The sequence below is a fragment of the Kitasatospora sp. NPDC051170 genome, from assembly GCF_044455705.1.
Classification (GTDB): Bacteria; Actinomycetota; Actinomycetes; order Streptomycetales; family Streptomycetaceae; genus Kitasatospora.
The window spans coordinates 654899-670450 of the sequence record NZ_JBITFA010000002.1 but is presented as its reverse complement, the minus strand read 5'-3'; the positions used below and the strand labels follow the sequence as shown (position 1 = coordinate 670450).

Annotated in this window: 15 protein-coding genes and 1 riboswitch; of the genes, 9 read left to right on the top strand and 6 right to left on the bottom strand. The window is 71.8% G+C overall.

The genetic code is table 11. The features are described from left to right. Positions 1-29: 29 nt before the first annotated feature. A complete protein-coding gene (gene sodX, locus ACIBCA_RS06610; protein WP_396281703.1) occupies positions 30-476 on the bottom strand; it encodes a nickel-type superoxide dismutase maturation protease in 447 nt (148 codons plus the stop codon). A 188-nt stretch (positions 477-664) separates the two neighbouring features. On the opposite strand from sodX, the gene sodN reads away from it, so the two are divergent. From sodN to ACIBCA_RS06575, 7 genes are all read left to right on the top strand, one after another. After that, the gene (gene sodN / locus ACIBCA_RS06605) at positions 665-1060 is read left to right on the top strand and encodes a superoxide dismutase, Ni (protein ID WP_031068859.1); all 396 of its coding nucleotides are present in this window, start codon (positions 665-667) and stop codon (positions 1058-1060) included. A gap of 107 nt (positions 1061-1167) precedes the next feature. Beyond that, a riboswitch (cobalamin riboswitch) is annotated at positions 1168-1316 on the top strand. Between the two features lie 106 nt (positions 1317-1422). After that, complete coding sequence (locus tag ACIBCA_RS06600) at positions 1423-2478, top strand: FecCD family ABC transporter permease (RefSeq protein ID WP_396281818.1); 1056 nt, start codon at positions 1423-1425, stop codon at positions 2476-2478. Then, a complete protein-coding gene (locus tag ACIBCA_RS06595; RefSeq protein WP_396281702.1) occupies positions 2475-3254 on the top strand; it encodes an ABC transporter ATP-binding protein in 780 nt (259 codons plus the stop codon). Before ACIBCA_RS06600 ends, ACIBCA_RS06595 begins: the two co-directional genes overlap by 4 nt. A gap of 65 nt (positions 3255-3319) precedes the next feature. Beyond that, the gene (locus tag ACIBCA_RS06590) at positions 3320-4333 is read left to right on the top strand and encodes an ABC transporter substrate-binding protein (protein ID WP_396281701.1); all 1014 of its coding nucleotides are present in this window, start codon (positions 3320-3322) and stop codon (positions 4331-4333) included. A 62-nt stretch (positions 4334-4395) separates the two neighbouring features. Further along, positions 4396-4872, top strand: a complete 477-nt coding sequence (locus ACIBCA_RS06585) for a GNAT family N-acetyltransferase (RefSeq protein WP_396281700.1) — start codon at positions 4396-4398, stop codon at positions 4870-4872. Between the two features lie 189 nt (positions 4873-5061). Then, the gene (locus tag ACIBCA_RS06580; protein ID WP_396281699.1) at positions 5062-5475 is read left to right on the top strand and encodes an anti-sigma regulatory factor; all 414 of its coding nucleotides are present in this window, start codon (positions 5062-5064) and stop codon (positions 5473-5475) included. Positions 5476-5631: 156 nt separating this feature from the next. Further along, positions 5632-6624 (top strand): SigB/SigF/SigG family RNA polymerase sigma factor, encoded by a 993-nt coding sequence (locus tag ACIBCA_RS06575; protein ID WP_396281698.1) that lies wholly within the window; start codon positions 5632-5634, stop codon positions 6622-6624. Positions 6625-6662: 38 nt separating this feature from the next. On the opposite strand, the gene ACIBCA_RS06570 is transcribed toward ACIBCA_RS06575, so the two are convergent. Then, positions 6663-7079, bottom strand: coding sequence for a hypothetical protein (locus tag ACIBCA_RS06570; protein WP_396281697.1), 417 nt, complete (start codon positions 7077-7079; stop codon positions 6663-6665). Positions 7080-7129: 50 nt separating this feature from the next. Between ACIBCA_RS06570 and ACIBCA_RS06565 the strand changes: the two genes are divergently transcribed. After that, positions 7130-8101 carry a diacylglycerol/lipid kinase family protein gene (locus ACIBCA_RS06565; protein ID WP_396281696.1) on the top strand — a complete coding sequence of 324 codons (972 nt, stop codon included), beginning with the start codon at positions 7130-7132 and terminating at the stop codon, positions 8099-8101. Positions 8102-8469: 368 nt separating this feature from the next. After that, the gene (locus ACIBCA_RS06560) at positions 8470-8721 is read left to right on the top strand and encodes a WhiB family transcriptional regulator (RefSeq protein ID WP_014138019.1); all 252 of its coding nucleotides are present in this window, start codon (positions 8470-8472) and stop codon (positions 8719-8721) included. A 503-nt stretch (positions 8722-9224) separates the two neighbouring features. Here ACIBCA_RS06560 and ACIBCA_RS06555 read toward each other — a convergent pair. The 4 genes from ACIBCA_RS06555 to ACIBCA_RS06540 all read right to left on the bottom strand — a co-directional run bounded on the left by ACIBCA_RS06555 (position 9225) and on the right by ACIBCA_RS06540 (position 15546). Next, positions 9225-10745 carry a sensor histidine kinase gene (locus tag ACIBCA_RS06555; RefSeq protein WP_396281695.1) on the bottom strand — a complete coding sequence of 507 codons (1521 nt, stop codon included), beginning with the start codon at positions 10743-10745 and terminating at the stop codon, positions 9225-9227. A 354-nt stretch (positions 10746-11099) separates the two neighbouring features. Further along, on the bottom strand, positions 11100-12152 hold the full coding sequence (locus tag ACIBCA_RS06550) for an SIS domain-containing protein (RefSeq protein WP_396281694.1): 1053 nt from the start codon (positions 12150-12152) through the stop codon (positions 11100-11102). 115 nt (positions 12153-12267) lie between these two features. Beyond that, the gene (locus tag ACIBCA_RS06545) at positions 12268-13539 is read right to left on the bottom strand and encodes an extracellular solute-binding protein (RefSeq protein WP_396281817.1); all 1272 of its coding nucleotides are present in this window, start codon (positions 13537-13539) and stop codon (positions 12268-12270) included. A gap of 453 nt (positions 13540-13992) precedes the next feature. Continuing rightward, on the bottom strand, positions 13993-15546 hold the full coding sequence (locus ACIBCA_RS06540) for a glycoside hydrolase family 3 protein (protein ID WP_396281693.1): 1554 nt from the start codon (positions 15544-15546) through the stop codon (positions 13993-13995). Positions 15547-15552: the final 6 nt, after the last annotated feature.

Here is a 15552-nt window from a genome sequence, read left to right as displayed (position 1 = left end):
GTCCTGAGCAGTCCTAGCCAGGAGAGGCGCTACGGGGTCTCCTCGACCCAGACGCCGAGGCGGCGGGCCAGCCCCGGCAGCCGTACCAGCCGGGAGCCCAGCAGCAGCCGTTCCAGCCGCCGCCCCGGCGCCAGCCAGGCCGGGGCGGGGCGCAGCCGCAGCAGCACCCGGCCGAGGACCAGTTCGTCCGGCACGGCGCCGTAGGAGCGGCTGTCGCTGTCCACGGGGCGGTTGTCGGAGAGCAGCCACCAGCCCTTCGCCCGGCGCTCGGCGGCCCGCTTCACCACCAGCAGGTCCTGCTGGAGGGGGTGCCGGAAGAGCACCACGGCCCCGGGCCTGATCGGCGCCCCGTAGCGGACGAGCAGCTGGTCGCCCTCGCGCAGGGTCGGCACCATGGACGGGCCGGCCACGTCGACCAGCCCGAACGGCAGCGCTCCGCCCCGGGCCACGCCCTCCGCTCCCGTGCTCCGCGCCACGACTCCTCCTCCCGCGCCGACCGCCCCCAGTCTGCCGTACGGACCGTCACCGGTTCGACGTGCGCTTCGACTCGGCCGCGGCCCGTGCGCGACTCGGCCTTTTGCCCTAGGCCCACCGCCCGATCGCGAAACCACGAGGGGGTGGCGGTAGTCTCGGCCGCGGGAAGACGATCTAAGGAAGGACTCCCATGTTCTCTCGTCTGTTTGCACCGCGCGTCACCGCGCACGCCCACTGCGACCTGCCCTGCGGTGTGTACGACCCCGCGCAGGCCAAGCTGGAGGCCGAGTCGGTCAAGGCCACCCAGGAGAAGTACCAGGCCAACGAGGACCCGCACTTCCGCGCCCGCGCCATCATCATCAAGGAGCAGCGCGCCGAGGCCGTCAAGCACCACATCTCGGTGCTGTGGAGCGACTACTTCAAGGCCCCGCACTTCGAGAAGTACCCGCAGCTGCACCAGCTGATCAACGACACCCTCAAGGCCGCCTCGGCCGCGAAGGCGTCGACGGACCCGGCCACCGGCCAGGCCCTGCTGGACCTGATCGCCGAGGTCGACAAGATCTTCTGGGAGACCAAGCAGGCCTGAGCCTGACGCGTCGCCACCCGGCCGCCCCCGTCCGCACCGCCGGACGGGGGCGGTCGTGCGTTCACGGCCGCGCCGACTCGCGCCCCGCCCCACCCCGCCAAACCTGGTAAGGGTTGCCTAGCCTGAGTGGCTGTTATGCTGCCTGGGCGTCCGAGGGAGAAGTCCGGTGAGAGTCCGGCGCTGACCCGCAACGGTGAGCGGAGCCCGTACCCGTACGGCCCCGCCAGCCCGATCGCCCCCGGCCGCTGTACTCCCGACGACTCGCCGTGGACTGCGAGGGGACGGCCCCCTCCGGCGCAGCCCGGCAGGCGGCCCGGCCCGGCGCGCCCCCGGCCCGAGGCAAGGCGCAGCCGCCCGTGACCGTGAGCACCAGCCCGCCCCCACGCCGAACACCCGCCCCGCCCCTCGCGCTCGGGCTGCTCCTCGCCCTGCTGGTCTCGCTGGTCTGCGGGGTCGTCCTCGGCTCCGCCGGGCTGGACGTCCCGCAGGTCCTGCGGCTGCTGGGCGCCGGCCTGACGGGCGGCCGGCTGGAGGCCGACGAGGCGGCCGCGTACGCGATCGTCTGGCAGATCCGGCTGCCGCGCACCCTCCTGGCCGCCGTGGTCGGCGCGGGCCTGGCCGCCACCGGCGTGGCCGTGCAGGCGCTGGTGCGCAACGCGCTCGCCGACCCCTTCGTCCTCGGCATCTCCTCCGGAGCGGCGGTCGGCGCCAACGCCGTGATGCTGCTCGGCGCCTTCGCCGCGCTCGGGATCTGGGCGATATCCGTCTCCGCCTTCGCCTCCGCGCTGGCCGCGATGGTGCTGGTCTACCTCGCCGCCCGCACCGCGTACGGGCTCACCCCGCTGCGGCTGGTGCTCACCGGCACCGCGCTGTCCTACGGGTTCTCCGCCGTCACCTCCCTGATGGTCTTCGCCGCCGACCGCGGCGAGGCCGCCCGGGACGTCATGATGTGGCTGCTCGGGAGCCTCGGCGGCGCGACCTGGGGCTCGGTGCCGATCGCCGCCGCCACCGTCCTGGCCGGGCTGGTGTACCTGGCCTGCGCCTCCGGGCGGCTGGACGCGCTCGCGATGGGCGACGAGACCTCCGCCTCGCTCGGCGTGGACCCGGACCGGCTGCGCCGCGAGCTGTTCGTGGTGACGGCCGCCGTGACCGGCACCGTGGTCGCCGTGAGCGGGGCGATCGGCTTCGTCGGGCTGCTGATGCCGCACCTGGCCCGGATGCTGGTCGGCGCCTCGCACCGCCGGGTGCTGCTCGTCGCGCCGCCGGCCGGGGCGCTGCTGCTGGTCTGGGTGGACATCGCCTCACGGACCCTGCTGGCACCCGCCGAACTGCCCGTCGGGGTCTTCACGGCCGTGCTCGGGGTGCCCGCCTTCCTGCTGATGATGCGCCGCCGCGGCCAGGCCCTGGGAGGGCGATGATGGCGAACCCCGAGGAACTGCTCGTCGAGGGCGTCAGCGTCGAACTGGCGGGCACCAGGCTCGTCCACGAGGTGGGTCTGAGGGCCGCGCCCGGGCAGGTGGTCGGGCTGATCGGGCCCAACGGCAGCGGCAAGTCCACGCTGCTGCGCTGCGTCTACCGGGTGCTGCGCCCGGCGGGCGGGTCCGTACGGCTGAACGGTGACGACCTGCACGCGCTGACCCCGCGCGAATCGGCCCGCCGGGTGGCCGCGCTGACGCAGGAGCACTCGGCCGAGTTCGACTTCACCGTGGCCGAGGTGGTCGTCATGGGACGGCTGCCGCACCGGCGGGGCCTGTCCGGCCCCGGCGCCCACGAGGCGGAGCGCTGCGCGGAGGCGATGCGCCGGGTCGGCGTGGAGCACCTGGCCGAGCGGGGCTTCCTGCACCTGTCCGGCGGCGAGAAGCAGCGGACGCTGATCGCCCGCGCGATCGTCCAGGAACCGAGGCTGCTGGTGCTGGACGAGCCCACCAACCACCTGGACGTCGCCCACCAGTTGGAGGTGCTGGCGCTGGCCCGCGAGGCCGGCCCGACCGTGCTCACCGCGCTGCACGACCTCAACCTGGCGGCGGCCCACTGCGACCTGCTGTACGTGCTGCGCGCCGGCCGGATCGTCGCCTCGGGGCCGCCCGAGGAGGTGCTCCGGCCCGAGCTGCTGGCCGAGGTGTTCGGCGTGCGGGCCACGCCCGTACGGCACCCGCTGACCGGCGCCCTCCAGTTGCTGTTCGACCGCCTCTGAGCTCGCCGGCCGACCTCTGCCGACCTCTGCCGACCTCTGCCGACCTCTCCGGGAGGAGAACCCCCTTGCGTACCAAAGCCCTTGCCGCCGTCACCCTGCTCGCCCTCGGCCTCACCGCCTGCGGCGCCGAGATCGCCCCCGCCGACAGGGCTTCCACCGACGAAGCCTCCGGCTCCTCGGCGCACTACCCGGTGACCGTCGACAACTGCGGCACCGGGCTCACCTTCGCGCAGAAGCCCGCCCGGACGGTCACCAACGACGTCGGCATCACCGAGATGATGTTCGCCCTCGGCCTCGCCGACCGGATGGCCGGCTACGTGATGCCCGAGGACAAGGGGCGGATCGACACCGTCGAGTGGAAGGACGGGTACGAGAGGACCACCTGGCTCTCCAAGAAGGTGCTCACCAAGGAGATCGCCCTGGACGCCAGGGCCGACCTGGTCTTCGCCGGCTGGCACTACGGCTTCGACGAGGGCAGCGGCGTCACCCCGGAGGCGTTCAAGGCCCTCGGCGTGGCCTCCTACGTGCTCACCGAGTCCTGCCGCAGCGGCAAGGGCTCCGAGCGCGGCGTGATGGACCCGCTGGAGGCGCTCTACACCGACCTGGCCAACCTCGGCGAGATCTTCGACGTCCGCGAGCGCGCCGACAGGCTGATCGCCCGCTTCAAGGCGCAGGTCGACGCCGTCCCCAGGCCGGAGCGCCGCCCGTCCGTCTTCCTGTACGACAGCGGGAAGGACAAGCCGTACACGGCGGGCAGGTTCGCCGCCGCGGACGAGATCATCGGCAAGGCCGGCGGTACCAACGTCATGCACGACCTGAACGACTCCTGGGTGACGGCCGGCTGGGAGAGCGTGGTGCAGCGCGACCCCGAGGTGATCGTGATCAACGACTACGGCTCGGTGAGCGCCGAGGAGAAGCGGAACTTCCTCAAGTCCCTGCCCGCGCTGGCCGGCGTCTCGGCGATCAGGAACGACCGGATCTTCGTGATGGACTACGTCGACCTGGTGGAGAGCCCCCGCAACCCGGCGGCGATCACCTCGCTGGCCCGGTTCCTCGGCCATCCGCCGGAAGCCCGCTGAGCTCGAGATCTTCATCGGCCGGGCCCTGGGAGAAGCGGGGCCCGGTCGGTACGCTCGGAGGCATGATCCGCACCGCCGTCGCCAGCGACGTCCCCCTCATCCGCGAAATGATCCGCGATCTCGCGGAGTACGAGAAGGAACCGCAGGCGGCCGTGGCCACCGACGAGCAGCTGCACGAGGCGCTGTTCGGCCCCGAGCCCGCGCTGTTCGGCCTGATCGCCGAGGACGAGGCCACCGGTGAGCCGGTCGGCTTCGCGGTCTGGTTCCTCAACTTCTCGACCTGGCGCGGCACCCACGGGATCTACCTCGAGGACCTGTACGTCCGCCCCGAGGCGCGCGGCGGCGGCCACGGCAAGGCGCTGCTGCTGGAGCTGGCGCGGATCGCCGTGGAGCGGGGCTACTCCCGTGTCGAGTGGTCGGTGCTGGACTGGAACCGGCCCTCGATCGACTTCTACGAGTCCCTCGGAGCCGTCCCGATGGCCGGCTGGACGGTCTACCGGCTCACCGGCGAGGCACTCACCAGGGCCGGGCACCTCTAGCTGAACGACCGGTTCCTGAAGCAACCGGCGCAGTCCGGCAAAGCCCCTGCCACCCTGCGTCGCAATGCCTTACCATGAGTAACTCCCGCACCGTGTGCGGAAGGCATCGACCTCGATGGCGGGAACACCTGGCATCGAACCCCTTCACGGGGTACCAAGGAAGCACAGCACGCCACCCAGGAGGCAAGGGTGTCCCAGATCGACGACGATCTCGGAGTTCAGGACTTCGTGGAGGTCCGGCTGCCCGCGGCCGGGGCCTATCTCTCCGTGCTGCGAACAGCGACCGCCGGGCTCGCGGCCCGGCTGGACTTCACCCTCGACGAGATCGAGGACCTGAGGATCGCGGTCGACGAAGCCTGCGCCATCCTGCTCCAGCAGGCCGTGCCGGGCTCCGTGTTGACCTGCGTGTTCCGCCTGGTGGGGGACGCGTTGAAGGTCACCGTCTCCGCGCCGACCACCGACGGCAACGCCCCCGAGCGGGACACCTTCGCCTGGACGGTGCTCTCGGCGCTCGCCGGCGAGGTCGACTCCTCGGTCGCCGAGGACAAGACCGTCTCCATCAGCCTGCACAAGAAGCGCGGCGGCCCCACCGCCTACCAATAGCCGGCCCCTGAGCAACACCCGTGCAAGGGCCGTCCGCCGCTCCCCCACCGGGGGCGGGGCGGGCGGCTCCCGGTACCGCCCCCGGGCGGTACGACCAACGAGACGAAACCGGGGCCGGCGGCCCCGGTGCTCCCGGAACGGAACGGGGGAATGGCCGTGAGTGATCTGGACCGTACCGGCCTCGCGACGGCGGGCCCTGCCGTACCGACCCAGGCGAGCGTTCCCGGCCTCGCCGCCAACGACGAAGCGCACCCGAAGGACGCCCACCGGATGAGCCAGCCGACCGAGCCGACGTCTGATCCGTCGCACTCCTCGCCGAACCCGCCCGAGCCGGCGGACGAGGCCGGGGAGCCGCACGGCGCGGTGCCCGCCCAGAGCTCGCACCGGTCCGGCGCGCCGGACCGGGAGGCGGCCAGGGCGCTGTTCGTCCGGCTGTCCGCGCTGCCCGAGGGCTCCCCGGAGCGCGTCGAGCTGCGCAACCAACTGGTGCGGATGCACATCCCGCTGGTCGAGCACCTGGCCCGGCGGTTCCGCAACCGGGGCGAGCCGCTGGACGACCTCACCCAGGTCGCCACCATCGGCCTGATCAAGTCGGTGGACCGCTTCGACCACGAGCGCGGGGTCGAGTTCTCCACCTACGCCACGCCGACCATCGTCGGCGAGATCAAGCGCCACTTCCGCGACAAGGGCTGGGCGGTCCGGGTGCCGCGCCGCCTCCAGGAGCTGCGGCTGTCGCTCACCACGGCGACCAGCGAGCTCTCCCAGCGGCACGGCCGCTCCCCCACGGTGCACGAGCTGGCCGAGCACCTGGGGATCTCCGAGGAGGACGTCCTGGAGGGCCTCGAGTCCGCCAACGCGTACTCCACGTTGTCCCTGGACGTCCCGGACAGCGACGACGAGTCGCCGGCCGTGGCGGACACCCTGGGCGCCACGGACGAGGCGCTGGAGGGCGTCGAGTACCGCGAGTCCCTCAAGCCCCTGCTGGCCCAACTGCCGCCCCGGGAGCAGAAGATCCTGGTGCTGCGGTTCTTCCGCAACATGACCCAGTCGCAGATCGCCGCCGAGGTGGGGATCTCCCAGATGCACGTCTCCCGGCTGCTGGCCCGCACGCTGGCCCAGCTGCGCGAGAAGCTCCTCGTGGAGGAGTAGACCTGACGGCGGTTCAGGACCTCTCCGGCCCTGTGCGCTCAGCCCTCGCGCTGGGTGTACAGGGCCGCCGTCGTCCTCGGGTTCAGCAGCGACCCGATGCCCACCAGCCCGAGCAGGCCGACGACCGCGCCGACTGCGATCATCGCCCCGCCGCTCTCGATCATGTAGTACGCGACCGGCAGGCAGATCGAGTTGGTCAGCACGGCCGGACTGCGGCCCCAGCGGCGCTCCTTGAGCAGGGCGCGGGCGGCCAGCACCGGCAGGACGCCGAGCAGCACGATGACCGCTCCGCCGAACTCGTTGAGGGCCATCTGCTTGGACTGGCCGGACAGCGCGGACACCATGTCCCAGACGCCGACGACGGCCAGCGCGGCGCCCTCCAGGGCGGTGATGGCCGCGCCCAGGGTGAGCGGAACCGGGCGGGCGGTGGCGGGTGCGGTGGTTTCTGCGGTCACTCCAGCAGGGTAGCCGCCGGTTGCTCCGTACCGACCCGTAGGCTTTCCCCATGCGCGCTCTCCTGGTCGTGAACCACAAGGCCACCACCACCAGTGGCCGGACCAGGGACGTGCTGATCCACGCCCTGCGCAGCGACCTCAAGCTGGACGTCGCGGAGACGCAGTACCGGGGCCACGCGCGCGACCTCGCGGAGGAGGCGGCCCGGGACGGCGCGGTGGACCTGGTCGTGGCCCTCGGGGGCGACGGCACCGTCAACGAGGTGGTGAACGGGCTGCTCACGCACGGCCCGGGCGAGAAGGTCCCGCGACTGGCCGTGGTGCCGGGCGGTTCGACCAACGTCTTCGCCCGCGCCCTGGGCCTGCCCAACGACCCCGTGGAGGCCACCGGGGCCCTGCTGGACGCGCTGGAGCGCGGGCGGGAGCGCCCGATCGGGCTGGGCAAGGCGATGACGGAGGGGCTGCCGGATCGCTGGTTCACCTTCACCGCCGGCTACGGCTTCGACGCCGGGGTGGTCGGCCGGGTCGAGGAGCAGCGCAGGGCCGGGCGCAAGTCCACCCACGCCCTGTACGTGGGGCAGGCCGTCCGGCACTACTTCACCCAGCGTGAGCAGCGCCGCCGGGGCCCGGTGAGCCTGGAAATTCCGGGCCACGAAAGGGTTCCGGGCCTGGTCATGGCCATAGTCAGCAACACCTCGCCGTGGACCTTCCTCGGCAACCGGCCGGTCTACCCCTCCCCTCAGGCTTCCTTCGACACGGACCTCGACGTCTTCGGGATCACCCGGATGACGGCGTTCGGTACTGCTCGAACGGTCCGTCAGATCCTGCGGTCGTACGCGCCTTCGAGCGACGGCGCCCCGCCTGCCGGGCCGAGCGGGAAGCACGTCGTCTCCTATCACGACGTCAGACACTTCACCTTGGTTTCGGAGGAACCCGCCCCGTTCCAGGTCGACGGGGACCATCTTGGAGACCGGAGTCGGGTCAGTTTCACAGGCGTACGCCGGGCACTGCGTGTGATTGTGTGACCGGAAGTGGGGTTCGCCCTTCTTCTCGAACGCACAAGCCCCCTTCACTCCATAGAAGTACTGGCTGTGAGCTAGGCGACACCGAAGAATCAAAAATTCCTCCTCGAAGGGGGTTGTATCCGAGCCCGAGGTTTGCGAACCTCTACATGGCGATCGGGACACATCGCAGCGACGGCCACCCCGGCATCACAGGGGAGCTGACCGCGAGACGCCCCTCGAATCGCCGAATCCCCTCCCAGCACAGACTCCGGGCCCGATGGGCCTTTGGTCTCTTTTGCTGTTGTGGGATTCGTGAAAGCGTTCACATTCACAAGGCCATCGATTATGCCGCGCGGGTGACCCCCGTCGGCAGGAGGAGTTGGACGACCATGGACTGGCGCCACCGCGCTGTCTGCCGCGAAGAGGACCCGGAGCTGTTCTTCCCGATCGGGAACACCGGTCCTGCTCTGCTGCAGATCGAGGAAGCCAAGGCCGTGTGCCGCCGTTGTCCGGTCATGGAGCAGTGCCTGCAGTGGGCGCTCGAGACCGGCCAGGACGCCGGCGTCTGGGGCGGTATGAGCGAGGACGAGCGTCGTGCGATGAAGCGCCGCGCCGCCCGCAACCGCGCCCGCACCGCCTGAAACACGCCTGAGAATTCCGCCGCCTGATCACACCACGTGACACAGGCTGCACACCAGCAGTGACCGCACCAACGATCGACTCATGATCACAGGCTTCCCTGCACCTCCTGGTGAAGCCTTCCGCACAAAGGGCCTTGCTGGACCAGGCCCTGCGACATCGGACCGCCCAGGCACTTGATACTGTTCACACAGAGCAATATTGTGGAGCTGAGGCGCTCACCGTGTGCAACGCATCGGTGAGGTGTCGCACCACCCAGAGCCCCTGCTCCGGCCGACTCCCCCCGACGGCCGGAACGGGTTGAGAGGCCCTGTCGACCCACCCCCCCGGTCGACAGGGCCTCGTTTCTGTTTCCGCGCCCGGTGCGCCTGGTTCGCCCCGTGCGCCCGGTGCGCCACCGCACGCCCGCGCCTGCCCCTCGCTCCCCCGCGTTGCCGCGCCCGCGCGCGGAGCATGCACCCGGCGCGTCGGCCGTGCGCACGCCCCCGCCGCACACCAGCGCGTCTCAGCGGACCGGGATCTCCAGGATCACCTTGGTGCCGCCGTCCGGGCCGGCCACCATGTCGAAGGTCCCGCCCAGCTCCCCGCAGGCGAGCGTGCGGACGATCTGGAGGCCCAGGTTGCCCGCGGACTGCGGGTCGAACCCCTCCGGCATGCCCCGGCCGTCGTCCTGCACCGTGATCAGCAGGTACTCCTCCGGCTTGGCGCCGCCGTTCCAGCTGTCCGACCAGCCCATGCCCGTGGCCGGCGCCCGTCCGCGCAGCGCGCTGACCTCCAGATTGCCGGAGGCCGTCGGGCCGAACGCGTGTTCGAGCGCGTTCTGCAGCAGTTCGGTCAGCACCATCGACAGCGGGGTGGCCACCTCGGCGGAGAGGATGCCGAAGCTGCCGGTGCGCCGGGTGTGCACCCGGCCGTCCTGGGAGAGCTCCATCGCCATGGCCAGCACCCGGTCGGCGATCTCGTCGAAGGCCACCTGCTCGTCCAGCGCCTGGGAGAGCGTCTCGTGGACGATGGCGATCGAGCCGACCCGGCGCACGGCCTCGTCGAGCGCCGCCCGGGCGGGCTCGGACTCCATCCGGCGCGACTGGAGCCGCAGCAGGGCGGCGACGGTCTGGAGGTTGTTCTTCACCCGGTGGTGGATCTCCCGGATGGTGGCGTCCTTGGTCATCAGCTCACGGTCGCGCCGGCGCAGTTCCGTCACGTCCCGGCAGAGCACCAGCGAACCGGTCAGCGTGCCCTTGGGCTTGAGCGGGATCGCCCGCAGCGTCACCACTCCCCCCTGGGCCTCGACCTCGGTCTGCCGGGGCGCCCAGCCGCTGGCGATCTTCACCAGCGCCTCGTGGACGGCCGAGCGCGAGGGCGGGGTGAGGTCGGCGGTGGCGCGGCCCAGGTGGCTGCCGACCAGGTCGGTGGTCAGGCCCAGGCGGTGGTACGCGGAGAGGGCGTTGGGGCTGGCGTAGGTGACGATGCCATCCGCGTCCAGGCGGATCAGGCCGTCGCCGACGCGGGGGGCCGCGTCCATGTCGGCCTGCTCGACGCCGGGGAAGGGGAAGCTGCCGGCGGCGATCATCTGGGCCAGGTCGGAGGCGCTCTGCAGGTAGGTGAGCTCCAGCCGACTGGGGGTGCGCACGGTCAGCAGGTTGGTGTTGCGGGCGATGACCCCGAGCACCTTGCCCTCGCGCCGCACGGGGATCGACTCGACCCGTACGGGCACCTCCTCGCGCCACTCCGGGTCGCCCTCGCGCACGATCCGGCCCTCGTCGAAGGCGGCGTCCAGCAGCGGGCGGCGCCCGCGCGGGACGAGGTGGCCGACCATGTCGTCCTGATAGGAGGTGGGGCCGGTGTTGGGCCGCATCTGGGCCACGGAGACGTAGCGGATGCCGTCCCAGGTGGGGATCCAGAGCACCAGGTCGGCGAAGGAGAGGTCGGAGAGCAGCTGCCACTCCGAGACCAGCAGGTGGAGCCATTCCACGTCGGCCCCGGTGAGGGTGGTGTGGCGGCGTACGAGTTCGTTCAGCGAGGGCACATGGCGAGGGTAGCGCCGCACGGGCGGGGCGCGTGGGTCCGATGTGCTCCGTGGGTCCGATGTGCTCCGTGAGCCCGGTGTGCTCCGTGGGCCCGGTTCGGACCCCCTGGAGTTGTTTAGACCAATTTGCCGAGGGGCCTGGACAAGCCCGATTGGTCTAGTCCACAATGAAAGGGCACCAAGGAGAGGTCCACCGCGCAACTGCCCTGACCGCGCGAGGCCGCTCCTCGGTCGGACACCGCCGAACGAGGACCCCGCACAGTTCTCGATCGTTCCCGGTGGCCGACGACAGCTCCGGGCTGCGGTGCCGCGTGGGTTGAGGGTCCCGCGTCGGCGCCGTGGCCCGTAGTGCTTTCAGCGCGTCTCCGTGACCTTCGCCAGGGCGCGCGGGGCGTCCGGGTCCTGGCCGCGGGCGATGGTCACCTCGTACGCCAGCAGTTGCAGCGGCAGGATCTCCAGGATCGGCTGGACCTCCTCCGGCACGCCCGGCGGCAGGGCGAACCCGGCCGAGGCGGCGTCCACCTGGGCCCGCTGGCCGACGACCACCAGATCGGCCCCGCGGCCGCGCAGCCGGTCCAGGACCGGCTGGAGCGCCTCGCCGCCCTTGCCGTCCGGCACGATCGCGATGACCGGCGAGACGTTGTCCACCATCGCCAGCGGCCCGTGCAGCAGATCGGCGCCGGAGAACGGCGTGGCGGGGATGTAGGTGGTCTCCATCAGCTTGAGCGCCGCCTCGCGGGCGGTCGGGTAGCCGTAGCCGCGCGAGGTGATCACCAGCCGCTGGGCGAAGCGGTAGCGCTCGGCCAGCGCCTTCACCTCGGCCTGGCGCGCCAGCACCCCGGCCGCCAGCGAGGGCAGCTCCCGGGCGGCGGCGCCGTCCCCGCCGCGCAGGCCCTCGACCAGCAGGTAGAGCGCGAGCAGCTCGGCCGTGTACGTCTTGGTGGCGGGCAGGGCCTTCTCCGGCCCGGCCAGCACGTCGATGTGGAACTCCGAGACCTCGGCGAGCGGGGAGTCGGGGTTGTTGGTGACGGCGAGGGTGATCGCCCCGGCCTCGCGGGCGGCCTTGGTGGAGGCCACCAGGTCGGGCGAGCCGCCGGACTGGCTGACGGTGATCACCAGCACGTCGGTCAGATCGGGCTTGGCCCCGTACGCCGTGGTGGTGGACATGGAGGTCAGACCGGCCGGCTTGCCGAGCAGGATCTCGATCAGGTACTTGGCGTAGAGCGCGGCGTTGTCCGAGGTGCCGCGCGCGGTCAGCAGGACGAATCGGGGCTTGCGGGCGGCGATCTCGGCCGCGATCTCGCGGATCTTCGGGGCACCCTCGTCGAGGATGCGCCGCAGGACGGCCGGCTGCTCGGCCATCTCCGCCGCCATGATCCGGCCGGGAGCGGTCTGGGGGTCGGACATCTGCTGGTGCCTCCGGTCTTCTTCCGGGCCTTCCTGGCGGCAATCCTAGGAACAAACGGCCCGGTGTGCCCGCGCTCGCGGGCACACCGGGCCGTGGAAGCCTGGGGTTCGTCGGTCAGGACTGCTTGTTGATGAGCTGGTCGATCGCGGCGTCGGCCTCCTTGGTGGCCTGGTCCACGGACTTGCCCTTGAGGATCGCGGTCAGCATGTCGGGCAGGATCTTCTGCTTCTCGACCGCGCCCCAGCCGGGGGCCAGCGGGGTGAACCAGGCATCCGGCACGGCGTTGGCCGCGGCGGCGGTGGACGGCTTGGTCTTGAGCGGGGCCAGCTGGGTGAGGTTGTTCGGCAGGATGTCCTTGTCGGCCAGCGCCTGCTGCGACTTGCCGCTGGTGAACATCCGCACCCAGTCGGCGGCCAGCGCCGTCTGCTGGGACTTGGCGGTGACGGCGAGGTCGGAGCCGCCGATGAAGGTGGGCAGCGGCTTGCCGTCCGGGCCGGGCATGGTGGCGAGCTTGACGGCGTCCTTGAGGCTCGGGTCGCCGGTGCCGGGGGCGGCGACGCTGGCGGCCTCGTAGCCGTTGCCGTAGAAGGAGGCGGCGCGGCCGCGGGCCATCGCCTCGTACTGGTTCTGCTCGTTGACCGTCAGGTCGCCCTTGTTGTACTTGCGCACCAGGTCGACGAAGTGGCTGATGCCCTGCTGGGACTTGGCGTCGTGCAGCGTGCCGTGCCAGTTGCCGGAGGAGTCGAACTTGGCGATGCTGCCGCCGTACGCGGCCACGTAGCTCGCCGCCGCGTACCAGTACGGGCCCGGCATGTAGAGCGGGGAGAAGGACTTGTCCTTGTTCTTGTCGGCGATGCGGTCCAGCGCGGCCAGCAGGTCGGTCTCCGTCTTGGGGAACTCCCCGCTGCCGGTGGCCTGCTGGAAGGCCGCCGAGTTGTAGATGGCGACGCGGGCGCCGGCGTAGTACGGCACGCACCAGAGCTTGTCCTGGTACGTACAGGTGTTGGCGAGCGCCTTGATCCAGGCGTCGGAGTTGTCGAAGCTGCTGCGGTCCACCGGGGCGAGGGCGCCGGAGAGCACGTACTTCATGGTCTCGGTGTTGCCCAGCTCGACCACGTCGGGGGCGTTGCCGTCGGCGAGGGCCTTGTCCAGCTTGGTGACCTTGTCGGCCCAACCCTGGTACACCAGGCGCAGGGTGACCTTGGGGTACTTCGCGGCGAACTCGTCGTTGACGCGCTGGACCAGGTCGGGCCAGTTCTTCTGGGCGTCGTCCATCAGCCAGACGGTGACGCTGCCGCCGGCGGCCTTGGGGTCGGAGGCGGGGCTCTTGTCGGCCGAGGTCGAGCCGGACGAGGAGCAGGCGGTGAGTCCGATCGCCAGCGCCATGATGCCGAACGTCGTCTTGAGTTGACGCGTCTTCACGCCATCCTCCGAGGGGTTGTGAGAGCCGTGATGCCCGCCGGGAGCGTGATGGTGCCCGCCACGGAGAGTCCGGGCCGGGGCAGCGAGGTGCTTCGGGAGCGCTGATACCACACCGGTGAGGTTGAAGTTCGAACCGGTTGCAGTGGACTCTGGCCTAGACCAAGTGTGGTGTCAACGGCCAACAGCCCTTGTTGCCAAGGCCGTTGCAGAGCCGTTGTACCCGGTGGCGATCAGTTGCCTCATGGTCACCCTAAGTGGAACTTAAGGCCGATTTAAGGCCCACTTGAGGGAGCACGGTCATTCGATGATCGCGCAGGTCAACGGGGTGGAAACGCGGCGGGCCCGCCATGCGGCATGCGCATGACGGGCCCGTTCGCGCGGCGCCCCCGATCACTGTGGGTGACGCCTTCAAAGGTGTCAGCCGATCGCTCCCGGCTGCCCGGTGAGGACCTCCACGGCCGCCAGCCCGCAGACCCGGGCGGCGCCGTGGGTGGCGATGTACAGCGCGCCGGAGGGCTCGGACTGGGGCAGGCCCATCTCGACCACGGCGGCGTCCGGCCGGGCCGCCACCAGGCGGCCCAGCGCGGCGGACATCCAGGCGTGCCGGTGCGCGTCCCGGACCACCAGCACCAGGCGGCGGCCCTCGGCGCCGGCCACCAGCTCCTCGACCAGCGCGTCCAGCAGCTCGGGGGCGGCCTCGGCGGCCGACACCTCGCGGGTGCGGGTGCCGGGGAAGCGGTCGGCCAGCATGCCGGCCACGCCCCACGGGGTGACGTCGCCGACGGCGATGTTCGGCTCGTCCGAGAACGAGGCCACGTACGGGCGTTCGGTCACCGGCAGCACCTCGCGGCCCGGCGCCCGGACGACCCTGAGCGCCCGGCGGGCGGCGCGCAGGCCGACCGCGAGGTCCGGCTCCGGCTGGTCGCCCTGGGCCGCGATCCGGCCCCAGCTGCCCAGCGAGCGGACCCGCTCGGCCGCGTCGGCCAGCCGCTCCTCGGAGATCCGGCGCGAGCGCACGGCCGCCACGATGGCGTCGCGCAGCATCAGCACGGTCTCCTCGTCGGCCAGCCCGCCGCCGACGCAGATCGCGTCCGCGCCGGCCGCCAGGGCCAGGACGGTGCCCTCGCCCATGCCGAAGGTGTCGGCGATGGCGCCCATCTCGATCGCGTCGCTGACGATCAGGCCCTGGTAGCCGAGGCCGCCCTCGGCCGGGGCGGCGCGCAGCAGGTCGCGCAGCACGGTCGGGCTCAGGGTGGCCGGCAGCTTCGGGTCGAGCGCCGGGATCATGATGTGGGCCGTCATCACGGCCTTGGTGCCGGCGGCGATGGCGGCCTGGAAGGGCACCAGGTCGCGGGCGCGCAGCACGTCCAGGTCGACGTCGATGACCGGCAGGCCGTGGTGGGAGTCCACCGCGGTGTCGCCGTGGCCGGGGAAGTGCTTGGAGCAGGCGGCCACGCCGGCCGACTGCAGGCCCTCCACCCAGGCGGCGGTGTGCCGGGCGCACAGCTCGGGGTCGGCGCCGAAGGAGCGGACGCCGATGACCGGGTTGCGCGGGTTGGAGTTGACGTCGGCGGTGGGCGCCCAGTTGTAGTTGACGCCGGCGGAGGCCAGCGCCCGGCCCAGCTCGCGGGCGACGTCCCGGGTCAGCGCCGGGTCGTCGATCGCGCCGAGGGCGAGGTTGCCGGGCCAGGAGGAGCCGGAGCCGGCCTCCAGCCGGGTGACGTCGCCGCTCTCCTCGTCGATGGCGATGAGGAGGTCGGGGTTCTCGGCGCGCAGCGCGGCGGTGAGCGCGGACAGCTGCTCGAGGTCGGCCACGTTGCGGTCGAACAGCGCGACGGAGCCGAGACCGGCGGCGAGGTGGCGGCGCAGCCACTCCGGCGGCTCGGTGCCGACGAAGCCGGGCTGCAGGACGGTCAGCGCGTCCCGGTGCAGCTGGTCACTGTCCAGGGAGGTGGGGACGAGGATGCTCACGTCGGC